At 72.3% G+C, this 18,428-nt stretch carries 14 protein-coding genes, 2 tRNA genes and 1 pseudogene; 4 read left to right on the forward strand and 13 right to left on the reverse strand.

Annotated features, from left to right (window positions below; genetic code table 11):
• The 4 genes and pseudogenes from J1M39_RS04340 to J1M39_RS04355 all read right to left on the reverse strand — a co-directional run.
• On the reverse strand, positions 1–669 hold a 669-nt coding region (locus J1M39_RS04340), incomplete at its 3' end, for a phosphoadenylyl-sulfate reductase (protein WP_206496489.1).
• Positions 666–2,364: pseudogene (locus tag J1M39_RS04345) on the reverse strand (nitrite/sulfite reductase). The pseudogene J1M39_RS04345 and the gene J1M39_RS04340, both read right to left, overlap by 4 nt.
• A gap of 117 nt (positions 2,365–2,481) precedes the next feature.
• The gene (locus J1M39_RS04350) at positions 2,482–3,231 is read right to left on the reverse strand and encodes a sirohydrochlorin chelatase (protein WP_036316890.1); all 750 of its coding nucleotides are present in this window, start codon (positions 3,229–3,231) and stop codon (positions 2,482–2,484) included.
• 43 nt (positions 3,232–3,274) lie between these two features.
• On the reverse strand, positions 3,275–4,069 hold the full coding sequence (locus tag J1M39_RS04355) for an SDR family oxidoreductase (protein WP_044659094.1): 795 nt from the start codon (positions 4,067–4,069) through the stop codon (positions 3,275–3,277).
• Between the two features lie 139 nt (positions 4,070–4,208).
• Here J1M39_RS04355 and valS point away from each other — a divergent pair, with 139 nt between their 5' ends.
• Both valS and J1M39_RS04365 read left to right on the forward strand, forming a co-directional pair.
• Positions 4,209–6,893 carry a valine--tRNA ligase gene (valS, locus tag J1M39_RS04360; protein ID WP_206496490.1) on the forward strand — a complete coding sequence of 895 codons (2,685 nt, stop codon included), beginning with the start codon at positions 4,209–4,211 and terminating at the stop codon, positions 6,891–6,893.
• Positions 6,894–7,253: 360 nt separating this feature from the next.
• Entirely contained in the window at positions 7,254–7,589 is a 336-nt protein-coding gene (locus J1M39_RS04365) for a DoxX family protein (RefSeq protein WP_036316984.1), read from the forward strand.
• 83 nt (positions 7,590–7,672) lie between these two features.
• Here the strand turns inward: J1M39_RS04365 and J1M39_RS04370 are convergent, their stop codons facing one another.
• The 7 genes from J1M39_RS04370 to J1M39_RS04400 all read right to left on the reverse strand — a co-directional run bounded on the left by J1M39_RS04370 (position 7,673) and on the right by J1M39_RS04400 (position 13,955).
• On the reverse strand, positions 7,673–8,290 hold the full coding sequence (locus J1M39_RS04370; protein WP_036316880.1) for a mycothiol-dependent nitroreductase Rv2466c family protein: 618 nt from the start codon (positions 8,288–8,290) through the stop codon (positions 7,673–7,675).
• 62 nt (positions 8,291–8,352) lie between these two features.
• Complete coding sequence (gene clpX / locus J1M39_RS04375; RefSeq protein WP_036316877.1) at positions 8,353–9,651, reverse strand: ATP-dependent Clp protease ATP-binding subunit ClpX; 1,299 nt, start codon at positions 9,649–9,651, stop codon at positions 8,353–8,355.
• 167 nt (positions 9,652–9,818) lie between these two features.
• Positions 9,819–10,484, reverse strand: a complete 666-nt coding sequence (locus tag J1M39_RS04380) for an ATP-dependent Clp protease proteolytic subunit (RefSeq protein ID WP_041104792.1) — start codon at positions 10,482–10,484, stop codon at positions 9,819–9,821.
• Positions 10,485–10,525: 41 nt separating this feature from the next.
• Positions 10,526–11,140 (reverse strand): ClpP family protease, encoded by a 615-nt coding sequence (locus J1M39_RS04385; RefSeq protein ID WP_169577765.1) that lies wholly within the window; start codon positions 11,138–11,140, stop codon positions 10,526–10,528.
• Between the two features lie 267 nt (positions 11,141–11,407).
• Positions 11,408–12,862 carry a trigger factor gene (tig, locus tag J1M39_RS04390; protein WP_041104794.1) on the reverse strand — a complete coding sequence of 485 codons (1,455 nt, stop codon included), beginning with the start codon at positions 12,860–12,862 and terminating at the stop codon, positions 11,408–11,410.
• Between the two features lie 42 nt (positions 12,863–12,904).
• Positions 12,905–12,978 (reverse strand) — tRNA-Pro (locus tag J1M39_RS04395).
• Positions 12,979–13,061: 83 nt separating this feature from the next.
• Positions 13,062–13,955 carry an SDR family oxidoreductase gene (locus tag J1M39_RS04400; RefSeq protein ID WP_123243909.1) on the reverse strand — a complete coding sequence of 298 codons (894 nt, stop codon included), beginning with the start codon at positions 13,953–13,955 and terminating at the stop codon, positions 13,062–13,064.
• Between the two features lie 76 nt (positions 13,956–14,031).
• Here J1M39_RS04400 and J1M39_RS04405 point away from each other — a divergent pair.
• Positions 14,032–14,102 (forward strand) — tRNA-Gly (locus J1M39_RS04405).
• A 122-nt stretch (positions 14,103–14,224) separates the two neighbouring features.
• Here J1M39_RS04405 and J1M39_RS04410 read toward each other — a convergent pair.
• Positions 14,225–15,136, reverse strand: a complete 912-nt coding sequence (locus J1M39_RS04410; protein ID WP_041104798.1) for an Fpg/Nei family DNA glycosylase — start codon at positions 15,134–15,136, stop codon at positions 14,225–14,227.
• Positions 15,137–15,610 (reverse strand): ribose-5-phosphate isomerase, encoded by a 474-nt coding sequence (locus J1M39_RS04415; RefSeq protein ID WP_044659097.1) that lies wholly within the window; start codon positions 15,608–15,610, stop codon positions 15,137–15,139. It abuts the gene before it with no gap.
• A 194-nt stretch (positions 15,611–15,804) separates the two neighbouring features.
• Here J1M39_RS04415 and pepN point away from each other — a divergent pair, with 194 nt between their 5' ends.
• A complete protein-coding gene (gene pepN / locus J1M39_RS04420; RefSeq protein ID WP_241253847.1) occupies positions 15,805–18,426 on the forward strand; it encodes an aminopeptidase N in 2,622 nt (873 codons plus the stop codon).
• Positions 18,427–18,428: the final 2 nt, after the last annotated feature.

The following is an 18,428-nucleotide window of genomic DNA, read 5'->3' on the forward strand; positions in this document are numbered from 1 at the left end:
AGATGTGTAGAAGAGACAGGGGCGGGTGCAGGGGCGGCAGCCGATCGAGGGGTAGCCGTTCTGCAGGAGCAGGTTCACGGGCACGTCGTGGTCCGTGGCGTAGCCGACCAGGTCGTCGAAGCTCCACGGGGCGACGGGGTTGACCTTGACCATGCCGTGGGCCTCGTCCCAGCCCACCAGCGGGGTGTTCGTGCGCGTCGGCGCCTCGTCCCGGCGGACGCCGGTGAACCACAGGTCGTATCCGGCCAGCGCCCGGTTGAGGGGCTCGACCTTGCGCATCGCGCAGCACAGCCCCGGGTCGCGGGCGAACAGGTCCTTGCCGTGGCGCTCGTCCTGCTCGGCCACGGTCAGCTCCGGGAGCACGTCCACCACGGTGACGGCGAGGCGGCGGGCCACCTCGTCGCGCGTCGCGAGCGTCTCGGTGAAGTGGTAGCCGGTGTCCAGGAAGAGGACGTCCACGCCGGGCATCCGCTGCGCCACCAGGTGCGGCAGGACGGCGTCGGCCATGGAGCAGGCCACGGCCGCCCGGCGGAGGTCCACATGGCGGGCGGCCCAGTCGACCACCGCCTCGGCGGGGGCGTCCCAGCCGAGCTCGGCGGCGCCGGACTCCGCGAGCGCCTGCAGGCGCTCGAGGTCCTCGGTCGGACGGGTGGGGGGAACGGTGCTCATCGGAGGGCCTCCTCGTCGACTCGGTGCGCCCACCGGGCGAAGGTCTCGCCCGGCTCACGCTGCTCGTCGTACCGGCGGACGACGCGCTCGACGTAGTCGACCAGCCCGTCCGCGCGGACCTTCAAGCCGCGGACGCTGCGTCCGAGGCCGGCCTCGGCGCGGTCCACGGAGGCCAGCCCGCCGCCCAGGTGAACCTGGAAGCCGGGCGTCTGGCCGCCGTCGTCGTCCGGGAGCAGCTGGCCCTTCAGGCCGATGTCTGCGGTCTGGATGCGGGCGCAGGAGTTGGGGCAGCCGTTCACATGCAGGCTCAGCCGCTCGGGGAGGCGGTCGGCGAGGTCGGCCAGGCGCTCCTCGAGCTGGGCGATCGCGGCGGTGGCGGTGTCCTTCGTGTCCACGATGGCGAGCTTGCAGAACTCCAGGCCCGTGCAGGCGATGGTGGAGCGGCGGAATACGGACGGCTCCGGGTCCAGTCCCAGCTCCTTCAAGCCGGCCACGACGGCGTCCACCCGGTCCCGCTCCACGTCCAGCACCACGATCTTCTGGTGGGGGGTGGTGCGCAGCCGCGTGGAGCCGTGGGCCTCGAGCAGGTCCGCGAGGGCGGTGAGGGTGGTGCCGCTGGAGCGGCCGACGACGGGAGCGGCGCCGATGTAGAAGCGGCCGTCCTTCTGCTCGTGGACCCCCACGTGGTCGCCGGGACGGGTGGGCGTCGGGCAGGGCGTAGCCGAGGTACTCCTCCTCCAGCACGGTGCGGAACCTCTCCGGCCCCCAGTCCTCGAGCAGGTACTTCATGCGGGCCTTGTTGCGCAGGCGCCGGTAGCCGTAGTCACGGAAGATGCTCACGACGGCGTGCCACACCTCGGGGGCGCGCTCGGCCGAGACGAAGGCACCGATCCGGTCGGCCAGGCGGGCCTTCGTGGACAGGCCGCCGCCGACCCACAGGTCGTAACCGGGGCCCAGCTCGGGGTGCACCACGCCGATCAGGGAGACGTCGTTGATCTCGTGGACCACGTCCTGGGAGGGGTGTCCGGTGATGGCGGTCTTGAACTTGCGGGGCAGGTTGGAGACCTCGAGGTCGCCGATCCAGCGGTCCGCGATCTCCCGGATCACGGGCGTGGGGTCGATGATCTCGTCCGCGGCGATCCCGGCCACCGGTGAGCCGAGGATCACGCGCGGCACGTCGCCGCAGGCCTCGGTGGTGGACAGGCCCACGGACTCCAGGCGCCGCCAGATCTCGGGGACGTCCTCGACGCGGATCCAGTGCAGCTGGACGTTCTGCCGGTCGGTGATGTCCGCGGTGTCACGGCCGAAGTCGGTGGAGATCCCGCCGATCACGCGCAGCTGCTCGGTGGTGAGGTCGCCGCCGTCGATGCGCACGCGCAGCATGAAGTAGCGGTCCTCGAGTTCGTGGGGCTCCAGGGTGGCGGTCTTGCCGCCGTCGATCCCCTGCCGACGCTGGGTGTACAGGCCCCACCAGCGGAAGCGGCCGTGCAGGTCGTCCGAGGGGATCGAGTCGAAGCCCTCGTGGGCGTAGACCTGCTCGATGCGCTCGCGGACGTTCAGGCCGTCGTCCTGCTGCTTGAACTCCTCGTTGTGGTTCAGGGGGGCGGTCCCGTCCACCTTCCACTGGCCGTGCGGCTTGGCGGAGGGACGGCGCGGAGTGCGCGCCGGCCTCGACGTCTCGTTCACCTGGGTCATGGCCGCCACGCTAGGAACCCGGCATGCCGGCCCCAAGATCGTCGACGCGGTTCGTCACGTTCCCGGGGCCGGGCCGCGGCGGGGACCCGGTCCGGCCCCGGTCGTGTGACGGACGGCTCAGCGGCCTCCGGCGGCTCCCCTCGGGGCCTCTACGAGGGCGGACCGCAGCCGGTCCAGGGCGATCCGCGCCACCAGCGGATGCGGCAGCAGGGGGTCGGTGACCGCGTCCGCGCCGGCCTCGCCGAGCCGGTCGTGGAAGTACCCGGGGGCCAGCAGGTGGGCGGCCACCACGGCGCGACGGCCGGCGGCGTGCACCCGGGCGACGGCGTCGGGCACACGGGGGGTCGCCGCCGCCCCGAACGCCGCGGTCACGGGCAGTCCCGTGGCCCGGGCCAGGGCCCCGGCCAGGGCGTGCACCTGGGCCTGGCCGTCCGCGGCGCGGGTGCCGGCCGCCGCCAGGATGACGTCCGATGTCGCGGCCTCACCGGCCGGCACCGCCCGGGCCACCCGCTCGGCCAGAACGGTCACCAGGCGCGGCTCGACGTCGTCCCCGGCCCCGGCCAGCGGTGCGGCGGCGATCGTGCCGGGTCGGGCGGCTGCGGCGTGGTGGATGTCGTGGTGGACGTGATGGCCCAGGGACAGCAGCAGCGGCACGATCACGGCCGGCTCCCCCGGGGGCAGGGCCGCCACGACCTCGTCGAGGGAGGGGCTCTGCACGTCCACGTAGGCCTCGTGGACCTGGGCGCCCGGCCCCTCGGCGGCCAGGAGGGCCGCCAGGTCGGCACGGAGGCCGTCGATCACGTCGCGGCCGGCCGCGTCGTGCGTGCCGTGGGCGCAGGCGATCACGTGCAGCACGGGCGCGCTCATGCCGAGCCCACCGCGTCGGCCCACACGTTCTGCGGCCCGCCGCTCACCGGCGGATCACCTTGTGCTGGGCGGCCTGGGCGACCGGCCGCATCACGATCTGATCCAGGTTCACGTGGTGGGGCAGCTCGACGGCGTGGACGCACACCTCGGCGACGTCCTCGGCGGTGAGCGGCTTCTCCACGCCCGCATACACGGCGTCCGCGGCGGACTGGTCGCCGCCCAGGCGGTTGCGGGAGAACTCCTCGGTGTGGACCATGCCCGGCAGCACCTCGATCACCCGCACGTTGTGCTCGGCCTCCTCCAGGCGCAGCGCGCCGGTGAGCCCGTGCTGGCCCATCTTCGCGGCGTTGTAGCCGGCGCCGCCCTCGTAGGCGGTGACGGCGGCGGTCGAGGTCAGGTTGAGCACGGTGCCCTCGCCGTGGGCGCGGAGCATGGGCAGGAACGCCTGGCACATCGTAAGGGTGCCGAGCACGTTGACGCGGTACATCCACTCCCAGTCGGCGCGGTCGCCCACGCCCACCGCGTCCGTGCCGAGCGCGCCGCCGGCGATGTTGACGAGGGTGTCGGCGCCGCCGTCGGCCTCGACGCGCGAGGCCAGCGCGGCGACGGCGGCCTCGTCCGTGACGTCCAGGGCGGCGGGGACGACGTCGCCGCTCACGCCCTCGGCCCGGGCGTCGGCAGCGAGGGTCTCGAGGCGCTCGGCCCGGCGGCCGACGGCGTACACGCGCCAGCCGCGGCGGGCGAGCTCGAGGGCCGTGGCGCGGCCGATGCCGCTCGTGGCCCCCGTCACGACGGCGGCGCGGGCGGGGTTCTTCGCAGGTTCATGGGTGTGGCTCACGCCTCCGACCGTAGCCGAGCCGTGCCGTTCGGAGCACCGCCCGGATCACCTCCGCCAGGTCGAGCGGCTGAAAGGGCGGGACGTCCCGGGCGTCGTCGCAGGCCCGGCCCGCCGCCCCGGTCATGGGAGGATGGCGGGCATGGCTGAGAACACGCAGGGCACAGACACGCCCATCGACGCATCGACCCCGTCCACCCCCGCCGCCGGCGCCGTGGCCGTGCCGGACAAGCCGGCCCTCGAGGGCCTCGAGGAGAAGCTGACCGCCCGCTGGGCCGACGAGCGCACGTACGCGTTCGACACGCAGACCACCCGCGAGCAGGTCTACTCGATCGACACTCCCCCGCCGACCGCCTCCGGCTCCCTGCATGTGGGCCACGTCTTCTCCTACACGCAGACCGACGTGCTCGCCCGGTACCAGCGCATGAACGGCAAGAACGTGTTCTACCCGATGGGCTGGGACGACAACGGCCTGCCCACCGAGCGCCGTGTGCAGAACTACTACGGCGTCCGCTGCGACCCCGCCAAGCCGTACGTGGAGGGCTACCGCCCGCCGGAGAAGCCGGCGAAGAACCAGCGCGACTGGGACGTGATCTCCCGCAAGAACTTCATCGAGCTCTGCGAGGAGCTCGCCGTCGAGGACGAGAAGGTCTTCGAGGACCTCTTCACCCGCCTCGGCCTGTCCGTCGACTGGGACATGACCTACCGGACCATCGACGACGTCTCCCGCGCCGTCTCCCAGCGCGCCTTCCTGGCCGGCATCGCCTCGGGCGACGCCTACCTGGCCGAGGCCCCCACCATGTGGGACGTGACCTTCCGCACCGCCGTGGCCCAGGCCGAGCTCGAGGACCGCGAGGTCCCCGGCGCCTACCACCGCTACGCCTTCACCGCTGCGGACGGCGAGCAGGTCTTCATCGAGACCACCCGCCCCGAGCTGCTGGCCTCCTGCTCCGGCCTGGTCGCCCACCCGGACGACGAGCGCTACCAGCACCTGTTCGGCACGACCGTCACCTCCCCGCTGTACGGCGTGGAGGTCGAGGTCTTCCCGCACCCGCTGGCCAAGCCGGACAAGGGCTCCGGCATCGCCATGGTCTGCACCTTCGGCGACCTCAACGACGTCACCTGGTGGCGCGAGCTGCAGCTGCCGACCCGCACCCTGATCGGCCGTGACGGCCGCTTCGCCGCCGACACCCCCGAGTGGATCACCACGGACGCCGGCCGACAGGCCTATGCGGACACCGTGGCCGGCAAGACCGTGTTCTCCGCCAAGCAGGGTGTGGTGGACGCCCTCACCGCGGCCGGCCTGCTGGACGGAGAGCCGAAGAAGATCATGCACGCCGTGAACTTCTACGAGAAGGGCGACAAGCCGCTCGAGGTCGTCACCTCCCGCCAGTGGTACATCCGCAACGGCGGCCGCGACGCCGACCGCCGCGCGGAGCTGATCGAGCGCGGCCGCGAGCTCTCCTGGCACCCGGAGCACATGCGCCACCGCTACGAGAACTGGGTCGAGGGCCTCAACGGTGACTGGCTCGTCTCCCGCCAGCGCTTCTTCGGGGTGCCGATCCCGGTCTGGTACCCGCTGGACGCGGAGGGTGAGCCCGACTATGAGACCCCGATCCTCCCGGCCGACGAGCAGCTCCCCGTGGACCCGGCCGCCGAGGCCGCCCCGGGCTACTCCGAGGACCAGCGCGACGTCCCCGGCGGCTTCACCGGCGACCCGGACGTCCTGGACACCTGGGCCACCTCCTCGCTGACCCCGCAGATCGCGGGCCGCTGGTCCCGCGACGAGGCGTTCTTCAACAACGTCTTCCCGTTCGATCTGCGCCCGCAGGGCCACGACATCATCCGCACCTGGCTGTTCTCCACCGTGGTGCGCGCCCACGCCCTCAACGGCTCCGTGCCGTGGACGGACACCGCGCTCTCCGGCTGGATCCTCGACCCGGACCGCAAGAAGATGTCCAAGTCCAAGGGCAACGTGGTGGTCCCGACCGACATCCTGGACCAGTTCGGCTCGGACGCCGTCCGCTACTGGGCCGCCTCGGCCCGCCTCGGCGCAGACACCGCCTACGAGGTGGCGCAGATGAAGATCGGCCGCCGCCTGGCCATCAAGCTGCTCAACGCCGCCAAGTTCGTGCTGAACCTGGGCGCCACGCAGGACGCCGTCATCCGCACGGCCGATGACGCCGCGGCCGTCACCAACCCGCTGGACGCCTCCCTGCTGGCGCGCCTGGCGGCCACCGTGGAGCAGGCGACCCGCGCGTTCGAGGCCTATGACTACGCACGGGCCCTCAACGTGACCGAGCAGTTCTTCTGGGCCTTCACGGACGACTACGTGGAGCTCGTGAAGGACCGTGCCTACGGCGGCCACGGCGAGGCCGAGCAGGCCTCTGTGGTGACCACGCTGGCCACCACCCTGGACGCCCTGCTGCGTCTGCTGGCCCCGTTCCAGCCGTTCGCCACCGAGGAGGTGTGGAGCTGGTGGCGCGCCGGCTCCGTGCACACCGCCGCGTGGCCGGGCGCCGCGGACGAGGTGGCGGCCTTGTCCTTCGCCGCCTCCGCCGGTGACGCCGAGGTCCTGCCCACCGTGGCGCAGGTCCTCGGCGGCGTCCGCAAGGCGAAGTCCGAGGCCAAGGTGAAGCAGCGGACCCAGGTGCGCTCCGCCGTGGTGACCGGGCCGGCCGAGTGGCTCGAGAAGCTGCGCGGCGGCCTGGCGGACCTCAAGGCGGCCGGCAACATCGCGGACCTGTCCCTCACGCGGGGCGATGCCGGCGAGTCCGCGCCGCTGACCGTCTCCGACGTGCAGCTCGCACCGGTCGAGGACGACTGATCCGCGCCGCGCGTTCCCGGACGGTGTCTCGGGAGCGCACGCGGCACGACGACGGCCCCGTCGCCCATCACGGGCGGCGGGGCCGTCGTCGCGCCCGTGCTGCGAACCCGAGTCTGCCCGTCAGCGTGGGATGTTCGTGGCCGGGATCCGGTAGGGCACAGCGCACGTCGGCAGTCCGCCGCCGGATCGGAGTTCGTCGGGAGGCGGCCCTCCCGGGGGTGTCGTGGTGCACCTCCCGGTCGTGCTCCTGCCGCATGTCGCAGTGCGGTCACCGCGGCAGGGGTGGACACTGAGAGGATGAGACCGACACCCGATCCCGCCCCGGCCGGCCGCCGCGCCTGCGACTCCTCCGCCCGGCGGATGTCCGCCGCCCTCGCCGCCATGGGCGTGCTCCACTTCGTCCGACCTGAGCCCTTCGACGGGCTGATCCCGCCGTTCCTGCCCGGCTCGGCCCGCGCGTGGACCCACGGCTCCGGCGTGGCCGAGCTGGCCGTGGCGGGTCTGCTGGCCGTCCCGCGCACCCGGCGCGCGGGCGGACGCGCCGCGCAGGCGCTCTTCCTCGGCGTGTGGCCCGGCAATGCGTGGATGGCCTGGCGGTGGCGACGCCGGCCCTGGCCGGCGCAACTGGTCTCCCTCGGGCGGCTGCCCCTGCAGGTCCCCCTGATCCGCGCGGCCGGCAGAGTGGCGCGCAGCTGACCCCCGCCGCCCCGCACCCCGACGACGCCGGCCCCACACCTTCGCGCTGAAGGTGTGGGGCCGGTCTCGTGCGAGCCGGGGGCTCAGTCGAACTGCGGATCCGTGGTGCGGGCCCGCTTGATCTCGTAGAAGTACGGGAAGTCGGCCAGGGCGACGGCGCCGTCGAAGATGCGGCCCGCCTCCTCGCCGCGCGGGATGCGGGTCATCACGGGACCGAAGAAGGCCGTGCCGTTGAACGCCACGACGGGCGTGCCGACGTCGTTGCCCACGAGGTCCTCCGCCTCCTTCTGGCTGGCGCGCAGCTGCTCGTCGGCCACGTCGGTGCGGGCGGCGTCCAGGATGTCCGCGTCGTGGCCCAGCTCCTCGAGGGCCTCGGCCACCACGGCCTCGTAGTCCGTGCGGCCCTGCTCGTGGATGCGGGTGCCGACCGCGGTGTACCACGGGCCGAGCGCCTCGGCACCGTGCCGCTCGCGCACCTGCACGGCGGCGCGGGCCGGCAGCCAGGCCTTCTCGAGGCGGGCCAGGTAGTCGGGGTCCAGGTCGCGGCCCTCGTTCAGGACGGCGAGCGACATGATCTTGAAGACCACCCGCACGTCGCGCACCTTCTGGACCTCCAGGATCCACCGGGAGGTGATCCAGGCGAACGGGCACGTGGCGTCGAAGTAGAAGTCGACGGTGGGCTGCTGCGTGGTGTCGGTCATGCTGTGCTCCTTGCGGTCAGGGAGCCGTCTCGGCTCCGGTCGGTCCTGCTGGGCGACGGCGGTCAGGCGCTCCGGCCGCGTCGACGTCGTTCCACCTCGGCCGGGATGAGCGTGGGCTCGGCCTCGCCGCGCACGACGTCCCCGGAGATGACGACCGTGCCCACATCCGAACGGGAGGGCAGCTCGAACATCACGGGCTTGAGGACGTTCTCCATGATGGAGCGCAGGCCGCGGGCGCCGGTGCCGCGGGCCTCGGCCTGGGCGACGACGGCGTCCAGGGCGTCCTGCTCGAACTCGAGCTCCACGCCGTCCATGAGGAACATCTTCTGGTACTGCTTGAGCAGGGCGTTCCTCGGTTCGGTCAGCACCCGCACGAGCTGTTCGTGCGTGAGGTCCTCGACAGTGGTGATCACGGGCAGGCGGCCGATGAACTCGGGGATGAGGCCGAACTTCAGCAGGTCCTCCGGCCGCACGTCCGCGTAGGTGACGTCCCCCGCGCCCAGGTGGTTCAGGGGCGCGCCGAACCCGATGCCCTTGCGTCCGGCACGGGAACCGATGATCTCGTCCAGGCCCGCGAACGCGCCCGCCACGATGAACAGCACGTTGGACGTGTCGATCTGCAGGAACTCCTGGTGGGGGTGCTTGCGCCCGCCCTGCGGCGGCACCGACGCCACCGTGCCCTCGAGGATCTTCAGCAGGGCCTGCTGCACCCCCTCGCCGGAGACGTCCCGGGTGATGGAGGGGTTCTCGGACTTCCGCGAGATCTTGTCGATCTCGTCGATGTAGATGATGCCCTGCTCGGCCTTCTTCACGTCGTAGTCCGCGGCCTGGATGAGCTTGAGGAGGATGTTCTCCACGTCCTCGCCCACATAGCCGGCCTCGGTGAGGCTGGTGGCGTCCGCGACCGCGAACGGGACGTTGAGCCGCCGGGCGAGGGTCTGCGCGAGATACGTCTTGCCGGAGCCGGTGGGGCCGACCATGAGGATGTTCGACTTGCCGACCTCGACGTCCGCGAGGTCGTCCCGCTCGGTGAGGCGGTCGGCCAGGTCACCGCCCCGCGCCTGCGGCCCACGCACGCGCTTGTAGTGGTTGTACACGGCGACGGCGAGGGAACGCTTGGCCGCCTCCTGACCGATCACGAAGCTCTCGAGGTGGTCGAAGATCTCCTGCGGGGTGGGCAGGACGGTCTCGTCCGCCTCCGCCGCCTCGCCGAGCTCCTCCTCGATGATCTCGTTGCACAGCTCGATGCACTCGTCGCAGATGTAGACACCCGGGCCGGCGATGAGCTTGCGCACCTGCTTCTGGCTCTTCCCGCAGAACGAGCATTTCAGCAGGTCAGCGCTCTCTCCGATACGCGCCATGGTGGTACTCCTCGAAGGCCGGGCGGAGACGTCCGCCCCGCGCGGGCGTCGTCGCTGTCAGATTCCGTCCAGCATACGGCCGTGGACGGACACGTTAAGGGACCGGGTCCCCGGTCGGCGCCGAGGGGCCCGGCCGCGCGGCCGGACCCCTCGGCGGGCGTCGTCGGTCAGGCAGACGGGCGGGTGATCTTGCGGGAGGCGAGGACCTCGTCCACGAGGCCGTACTCGAGGGCCTGCTCGGCCGAGAGGAACTTGTCCCGGTCGATGTCCTGCGAGACCTCCTCGGGCGTGCGGTTGGTGAGGGAGGCCAGCGTCTCCTCCATCCACACGCGCATCCGGTTGATCTCCTGGGCGTGGATCTGCAGGTCCGTGGCGGTGCCGCGGTCGCCCTGCATCGCCGGCTGGTGGATCAGCACGCGCGCGTTGGGCAGCGCCAGACGCTTGCCGGGGGCGCCCGCGGCCAGCAGCACGGCCGCGGCGGAGGCGGCCTGGCCCAGGCACACGGTCTGCACCTCGGGGCGGATGAACTGCATGGTGTCGTAGATCGCCGTCATGGCCGTGAACGAGCCGCCCGGCGAGTTGATGTACAGGGTGATGTCACGTTCGGAGTCCATCGCCTCGAGCACGAGCAGCTGGGCCATCACGTCGTCGGCCGACGCGTCGTCCACCTGCGCGCCGAGGAAGACGATGCGGTCCTCGAAGAGCTTGGCGTAGGGGTCCTGACGCTTGAAGCCGTAGGGGGTGCGCTCCTCGAACTGCGGGAGGATGTAGCGCGCGTCCGGCGTGGGCAGGGAGGGCATCCCGGTGGGGAGCCCGGCGGGGAACTGGGTCATTCTTGGTCTCCTGGAGAGGGTCGGGACGGTCCGGGCCGGGCTCAGCCCCGGACGCCGCCGCCGCCGGTCACGGACGCGGCACGGTCGGCGATGTGGTCGATGAAGCCGTACTCGAGGGCCTCCTGCGCGGTGAACCACTTGTCACGCGCGTTGTCCTCGAGGATGGTCTCCACGGACTGGCCGGTCTGCTCGGCGGTCAGCTCCGCCATCACCTGCTTCATGTGCAGGATCAGCTGGGCCTGGATGCGGATGTCCGACTCGGTGCCGCCGATGCCGCCGGAGGGCTGGTGCATCAGCACGCGGGCGTGGGGGGTGGCGTAGCGCTTGCCCTTGGTGCCGGAGGCGAGCAGGAACTGGCCCATGGACGCGGCGAGGCCGGTGGCCACCGTCACGACGTCGTTGGGGATGTACTGCATCGTGTCGTAGATCGCCATGCCCGCGGTGACGGAGCCGCCCGGGGAGTTGATGTACAGGTAGATGTCCTTCTCCGGGTCCTCGGCCGAGAGCAGGAGCAGCTGGGAGCAGATCGCGTTGGCGTTGTCGTCACGGACGTCCTCGCCCAGCCAGACGATGCGCGACTTCAGCAGCTGGGTGTAGAGGAAATCCTCGCGCTGCGCCGGGTCCACCGAACGCATGCTGGGGGTGATGTCGGTCATCACTTCCGCCTTCCTGTCGAGATGTCCACGGGCCTCCCGAACGGCGGCCGCTCGCGCGGACGGACGGGTCCCTGATCGAGTCCGACACTAGCCGGGCGTCCGGGCCAGCGCGCGGGACGCCGTCGGCGTTTCGCTGTTGGCGCAGGTTGTCGCGGACCCCGCCCGGGGCCGCCCACCGGGGCCCCGGGACGACGACGGCGCCCCCACCGGCGTGGGCGGGGGCGCCGTCGTCGTGGCTCGGCGGGGGTGCGTCCCCACCGGCCGGGATCAGGCCTGCTCGGCCGCCTCGGCGTCGTCGGCCTGCTCGGCCGGGGCCTTCTTGGCCGTCGACTTCTTCTTGGCCGGGGCCTTCTCGGCGGGCTTCTCCTCCGCCTCGTCGGCGCCCTCGGCCTCGGCGCCCTCGGCCTCAGCGTCGAGGGCCTCCTGGCCGCCCGGGGTCACGAACGCCGTCAGGTCCACGGCCTTGCCGTCGGTGTCGGTGACCTCGGCGTACTCGAGGACCTTGGCCAGGGCCTTGCGGCGGCGGACCTCGCCCATGATCATCGGGATCTGCCCGCCCTGGTCGAGCATCATGGCGAACTGGTTCGGGTCCATGCCGTACTCGGAGGAGGTGGCGATGATGTACTCGATCAGCTCACCCTGGTCGACCGTGACCTCCTCGGCCTCGGCGACCTCGTCCAGGATGACCTCGTTGGCGAACGCCTCGCGGGTGTTCTGCTCGAGCTCGGCACGGTGCTCGGCGGTGTCGTGGTCGTCGCCCGCGGTGTGGCCGCCGGCGGAGAAGTGCTGCTCGACCTGCTCGGCGATGACGCCGTCCGGCACCGGGACCTCGACGAGCTTGGCCAGCTCCTCGAGGACCTTGTCGCGGGCCTCGACGCCCTGGCGGTTCACGGCCTCCTCGGCGGCCTGCTTCTTCAGGTCCTCCTTGAGCTCGGCGATGGTGTCGAACTCGGAGGCCAGCTGGGCGAACTCGTCGTCGGCCTCGGGCAGCTCGCGCTCCTTGACGGCCGTCAGCTCCAGCTTGACCACGGCGGTCTCGCCGTCGTGCTCGCCGCCGTTGAGCGTGGTCTCGAAGGTGGCGTCCTCGCCGGCGGACAGGCCGTCGAGGGCCTCGTCAATGCCCTCGAGCATGGTGCCGGCGCCCACCTGGTAGGACAGGCCCTCGGCCTGGTCGACCTGCTCGCCGTCGACCGTGGCGGTCAGGTTCATCGTGACGAAGTCGTCCTGGGCGGCCGGGCGGTCCACATCCTTGAGGGAGCCGAAGCGCGAGCGCAGGGCGTCGAGGGCCTTCTGCTCGTCCTCCTCGGTGGCCTGGGCGGGCTCCACCGTCACCTTGAGGCCCTTGTAGTCGGGCAGCTCGATGGTCGGGCGCACGTCGAACTCGGCGGTGAAGGCCACCGGGCCCTCGGCGTTCTCCGCGTCCGGGGTGGCGGTCACGTCGACCTCGGGGCGGGAGATCGGGGTGAGCTCGGCCTCGGCGATGGCGGCGGAGAACCAGGTGTTCAGGCCCTCGTTGACGGCCTGGTCCACGACGATCTCGCGGCCGAAGCGCTGCTCGATCAGACGTGCCGGGATCTTGCCCTTGCGGAAGCCCGGGATCTGCACCTGGTTGGCGATGTCCTTGAACGCCTTGTCCAGGGCGGGCTTCACCTCCTCGAACGGCACCTCGACGGTCAGCTTGACGCGGGTCGGGCTGAGGTTCTCTGCGGTGGACTTGACCACGGATGACTCCTGTTGGTGGTGGTGGATGGTCTTGACGTCGAGTCGGGGTGACAGGATTTGAACCTGCGGCCTCACGCTCCCAAAGCGCGCGCTCTACCAAGCTGAGCTACACCCCGCCGTCGTCCCCGACGCCGGCGGGCTCACGCGGTGGAGGCTCGCCGGGCACCCGAGGGACTGCCCGAGGGCAGACTGTGGAATCCTAGCGCGCCGTCTCGCGCCCCGCGAAAAGCCGCGACCGCCGGCCCGTGAAGCCGTCCATCGTGGCGTTGACCCCGAGGACGTCCATCGCGAGGTCGAAGACGGGCGCCGGCAGGGCGCGCAGGGGCGCGATCAGACCGACGGCGCGCGGCAGCAGCAGGCGGGTGCGGCCGGCCTCGACGGCGTCCAGCACCTCCTGCGCCACGTGGCGCGGATCCAGCACGGGCAGCAGCCAGGGCACCCGGCTGCGCACGCCCGCGAACATCCCGGTGTCGATGTAGAAGGGGCAGACGGCGAGGGAGGTGACGCGGCTGCCGTCCTTGCGCAGCTCCGCGGCGAGGGACTCGGCGAAGCCGACCGCGGCGTGCTTGGTGGCGGAATAGTCCGTCTGGCGCGCGACGCCGACCAACCCCGCGGCCGAGGCCACCGTGACCACGGCCCCGCGGTCCCGGGCCCGCATTCCGGGCAGGACCGCCCGGGTCAGCCAGTACGGCGCGAGTGCGTTCACCTCGAAGGTGCGGCGGATGCCCTCCTCCGTGGCGTCCTCGAGGCGCACGCCCGTCACGACGCCCGCGTTGTTCACGGCGACGTCCACCTCTCCGGCGCGGGCGGCGGCGGCCTCGACGGCGGCCGCGTCCGTCACGTCCACGCGCTCGGCCTGGGCGTCCGCGCCCTGAGACCGGATCTCGGCGGCGACGGCCTCAGCCCCCTGCAGGTCGAGGTCCCAGACGACGACGCGGCCCGCGCCGCGGCGGGCGGCCCCCAGGGCGATCAGTCGACCGATGCCGGACGCGCCGCCCGTCACGAGGACGGTGGCGCCGCGCAGGGACAGGGGACGACGGCCGGCGAGGGCGGACGCGGCCCTGCGGAGGGCGGGACGGGAGCCGTGCATCATGCCTCTTCCCCCACGGCCGACGCGGGCCCGCCGTGATACGGTGTCAGCCGCTGGTCCGCGCCGAGCGCGGCCCCGCGGGGATGTAGCTCAATGGTAGAGCCCCAGTCTTCCAAACTGGCTACGCGGGTTCGATTCCCGTCATCCCCTCCGGACCTCATGAGCCGGGTCATCGTGTGCACACGATGGCCCGGCTCATGGCTTTCTCGGGTGCGTCGTCGTCCGCGCCGGTGCCTTGACCGCTGTGCCCGGTCGGGCCTGCTACAGGCCCCTCAGCTCTGACAGGTGAGGCACCGGTAGAGCTTCCGGGCCGCCATCTCCTCCACCACGATCGTCTCGCGCCCGCACACGAGGCAGGCCAGGCCCTGCCGCTGGTACACGTAGTTCGCGTGCTCGGGCCAGGCCGATTCGGCAGGGATCCCCGGCCGGTGCTCGGGCCGCGTGGTGACGATCCGCCCGAGCCGCACGCCCTCCCGCATGAGCGCGGCGTTGTCCGCCCAGAGGAATGCCAGGTCCGACGCGGAGACCTCCCGGGCCGGCCGCCACGGGTCGATGCCGGCGCGGAACAGCGCCTCGGCCCGGAAGATGTTGCCGATCCCGCTGACGGCCGCCTGGTCCATCAGCACGACGCCGATCGGCCGCCGTGTCCGCCGGGCGAGGTCGTAGAACGGCGCGGGATCGTCGTCGCTCAGCGGATCCGGGCCCAGGCCGGCGACGACGTCGGCAGCCTCGGCCGGAGTGAGCGCGCGGCACCGGCTCGCGCCGATCAGGTCGGCCCAGCCGTGCTCGGCGCGCAGTCGCAGCCGGACCGTGGCGGCCGGCGGCGGGGGCTGGACCCAGCCGTCGGCGTCGCGAGCGGGCTCGGCGGCCGGGGCGCCGTCGTCGTGGACCTCCCGCTCGCCGATCCGGCGGGGTGCGCCGATCGAGGACGCGGCCGCGAAGTCCTGATCCCCGCCGAAGGTCCACGCCCCGTACATGCCCAGGTGGACGTGGAGCACGTGGCCGCCGGAGACGTCGGCGAAGAAGTGCTTGCCGTGGGCCCGGGCGCGCTTCAGGACCTGGCCGTCGAGCAGGGCGGCCCCCTCGGCGAAGCGGCCCTGCGGACTCGTGGCGCGGATCCGGCGGCCGCCGAAGACGTCGGTGAACTGGCGCGCGAGACGGTGGACGGAGTGGCCCTCAGGCACTCACATCAGCACCTCTCCGGTGGTCTCGTAGTGCGCGATCTTCCCGATGCGGCGCACGTGGCGCTCGTCCTGGGAGAACGGTTCGGCCAGGAACGCCTCGATGAGCTCGGTGGCCTCCTCGAGCGAGTGCTGTCGACCGCCGACGGCCACGACGTTCGCGTCGTTGTGCGCGCGGGCCAGCCGCGCCGTGTCCAGGTTCCAGGCCAGGGCGGCTCGGACGCCGGCCACCTTGTTGGCGGCGATCTGCTCGCCGTTGCCGGAGCCGCCCAGCACGATGCCGAGCGAGTCCAGTCCCTGCTCGCGGTCGGCGACGACGGCGCGGGCGGCGTTGATGCAGAAGCCCGGGTAGTCGTCCTGCGCGTCGTACTCGGTGGGTCCGTGGTCCACCATCTCGTAGCCAGCGGCGGTGAGGTGCTCCACCAGGTGGGCGGACAGCTCCATGCCGGCGTGGTCGGTGGCGATGTGGACGCGCATGCGCAGACTCCTTAGGGGCGGTGGCTCGGGGTCCCCGCCAGTCTAGTGAGGGGCGGGGCATCCAGAGGCCGACGACGACGTCCGGGCCAGGTGGCACACTGGGGAGCACCGTGCCGTGGCCCCCATCACAGGTCCCGGCCGTGCCGCATCCGCCCGACCCCAGGAGGAGTCCGACCGTGACCACCGCCGCCGCCATGAACATCACCCGCGAAGAGGCCGCCGCGCGCGCGGCCGCCCTCACCGTGGACGCGTACGAGGTGAGCCTGGACCTCACCCGTGGAGCGGAGCACTTCCACACGGCCACCACCGTGACGTTCGCGGCCGCGCAGGACGCGGTGGGCACCCACACGTGGATCGACTTCGTGGCCGGGCAGGCCCCCGCGGTGACCCTCAACGGCGAGGCGCTGGACGTGGCGGACTTCGACGGCGCCCGACTGCGGATCGGCCCGCTGGCGGCGCAGAACACCCTCGTGGTCGACGGGCTCGGGGACTACAGCAACACCGGCGAGGGCCTGCACCGGTTCGTGGACCCCGTGGACCAGGAGGTCTATCTCTACACCCAGTTCGAGGTGCCCGATTCCCGCCGCATGTTCGCGGTGTTCGAGCAGCCCGACCTCAAGGCCGCGTTCCGCTTCACCGTGACCGCGCCGGCACACTGGGCTGTGGTGTCCAACCAGCCGGAGGACTCCCGCCGCACCCTCGGCGTCGTGGCGAACGAGGAGAACCTGCAGGGCGTGGACGCCGCGGTCTGGGAGTTCACCCCCACCCCGCGCATCTCCTCCTACATCACCGCGCTCGTCGCCGGCCCGTACGCCTCCGTGCATTCGGAGCTGACCAGCGCCGACGGCCGCACGATCCCCCTCGGCGTCTACTGCCGCGCGTCACTGGTGGAGCACCTGGACGCGGAGAACGTCTTCGAGCTCACCCGCCAGGGCTTCGAGTTCTTCGAGGCCCAGTACGGCCACGCCTACCCGTTCGAGAAGTACGACCAGCTGTTCGTGCCCGAGTTCAACGCCGGCGCGATGGAGAACGCCGGCTGTGTGACCTTCCTCGAGTCGTACGTCTTCCGCGGGACCGTGCCGGAGGCGCTGATCGAGCGCCGCGCCATCACCATCCTCCACGAGCTGGCCCACATGTGGTTCGGCGATCTCGTGACCATGCGCTGGTGGAACGACCTGTGGCTCAACGAGTCCTTCGCCGAGTTCATGTCCACGCTCGCCGCCGCCGAGAACACGCAGTACACCAGCGCCTGGACCACCTTCTCTTCCATGGAGAAGAACTGGGCCTACCGCCAGGATCAGCTCTCGTCCACGCACCCCATCAAGGCCCGGATCCGCGACCTCGACGATGTGCTCGTCAACTTCGACGGCATCACCTACGCCAAGGGCGCCTCCGTGCTGCGCCAGCTCGTGGCCTGGGTGGGCCAGGAGAACTTCATGGCCGGCGTCCGCGCGTACATCGCCCAGCACGCGTGGGGCAACACCGAGCTGCCGGACCTCATGTCCGAGCTCGAGGCGGCTTCCGGCCGCGACCTGTCCGAGTGGACCCGCGTGTGGCTCGAGACCTCGGGCGTGAACACGCTGCGCACGGAGGTGGAGACGGATGAGGCCGGCACCATCACCGCGCTGCGCCTGCGCCAGAGCGCCCCGGACGGCTCGCCGTCGGCGCCTGGCGACGACGTGCTCCGCCCCCACCGCCTGGCTGTGGGCTTCTACGACGTGGACGAGGCCACCGGCCGCCTGACCCGCACCGAGCGCTTCGAACTCGACGTGGCCGGTGAGGTGACCGAGGTCGCCGAGGCCGTCGGCCGCCGTCGTCCCGCCGTGATCCTGCCCAACGACGACGACCTGGCCTACGCCAAGCTGCGCCTCGACGACGCCTCGTGGGAGGCCGCGTCCACCCGCCTGAAGGACGTGGACGGCTCGCTGGCGCGCACGCTGCTGTGGGGGGCGGCCTGGGACACCGTGCGCGACGGCGAGGCCTCCGCCGCCTGGTTCGTCGACCTCGTCCTCGCCAACGTCGGCCACGAGCGGGACTCGTCCGTGGTGCAGACGCTGCTGCGCCAGCTCGCGACGGCGATCGGCCTGTACCTGCCCGAGGACCAGGCCGAGGCCGTGCGGGTCGCGGCGGCCGACCGTCTGTGGGGCCTCGTCGCGGAGGCCGAGGACGGCTCGGACAACCAGCTGCAGTTCGTCAAGGCGTTCGCCCTGCACGCGCGCACCACGGCGCAGCTGGACCGCCTGGCGGCCCTCGTGGACGGCACCCGCACCGTGCCCGGGCTGGACCTCACCACGGACCTGCGCTGGGAGCTGCTCACCGCGCTGGTGGCGGCCGGCCACGCCGGGGAGGCCGAGATCGCCGAGGCCGAGCGCGCCGACGCGACCGCCACGGGCGCGCTCGCCGCGATCCAGGCCCGGGCCGCCGTGCCGACGGCCGAGGCCAAGCGCGCGGCCTGGGACCGAGTGATGGCCGGCGAGCTGTCCAACACGGAGCAGCGCCAGGCCCTGATCGGGTTCGCGCGGGTCCACGACGCCGCGCTGATCGCGCCCTTCGCGGACTCCTATTTCGAAGGCGTCGAGGCGATGTGGGACTCCCGTTCTCACGAGATGGCCGAGACCGCCGCGACGCTGGGCTACCCGACCGCCCAGGTCACCCGGGAGATCGCCGACCGCGCCACCGCCCTGTCCGAGCGGCTGGCCGGCACCCGCGCGGGGCTGTCCCGCGTCCTCGCCGAGGGCCGGGACGAGACCGTCCGCGCCCTGGCCGCGCGCGAGCACGCGACGGCGCACGTGCATCAGGTCCACGCCGGGGCCTGAGC

It is taken from the genome of Micrococcus sp. KRD077, assembly GCF_017168505.1.
GTDB lineage: Bacteria > Actinomycetota > Actinomycetes > Actinomycetales > Micrococcaceae > Micrococcus > Micrococcus luteus.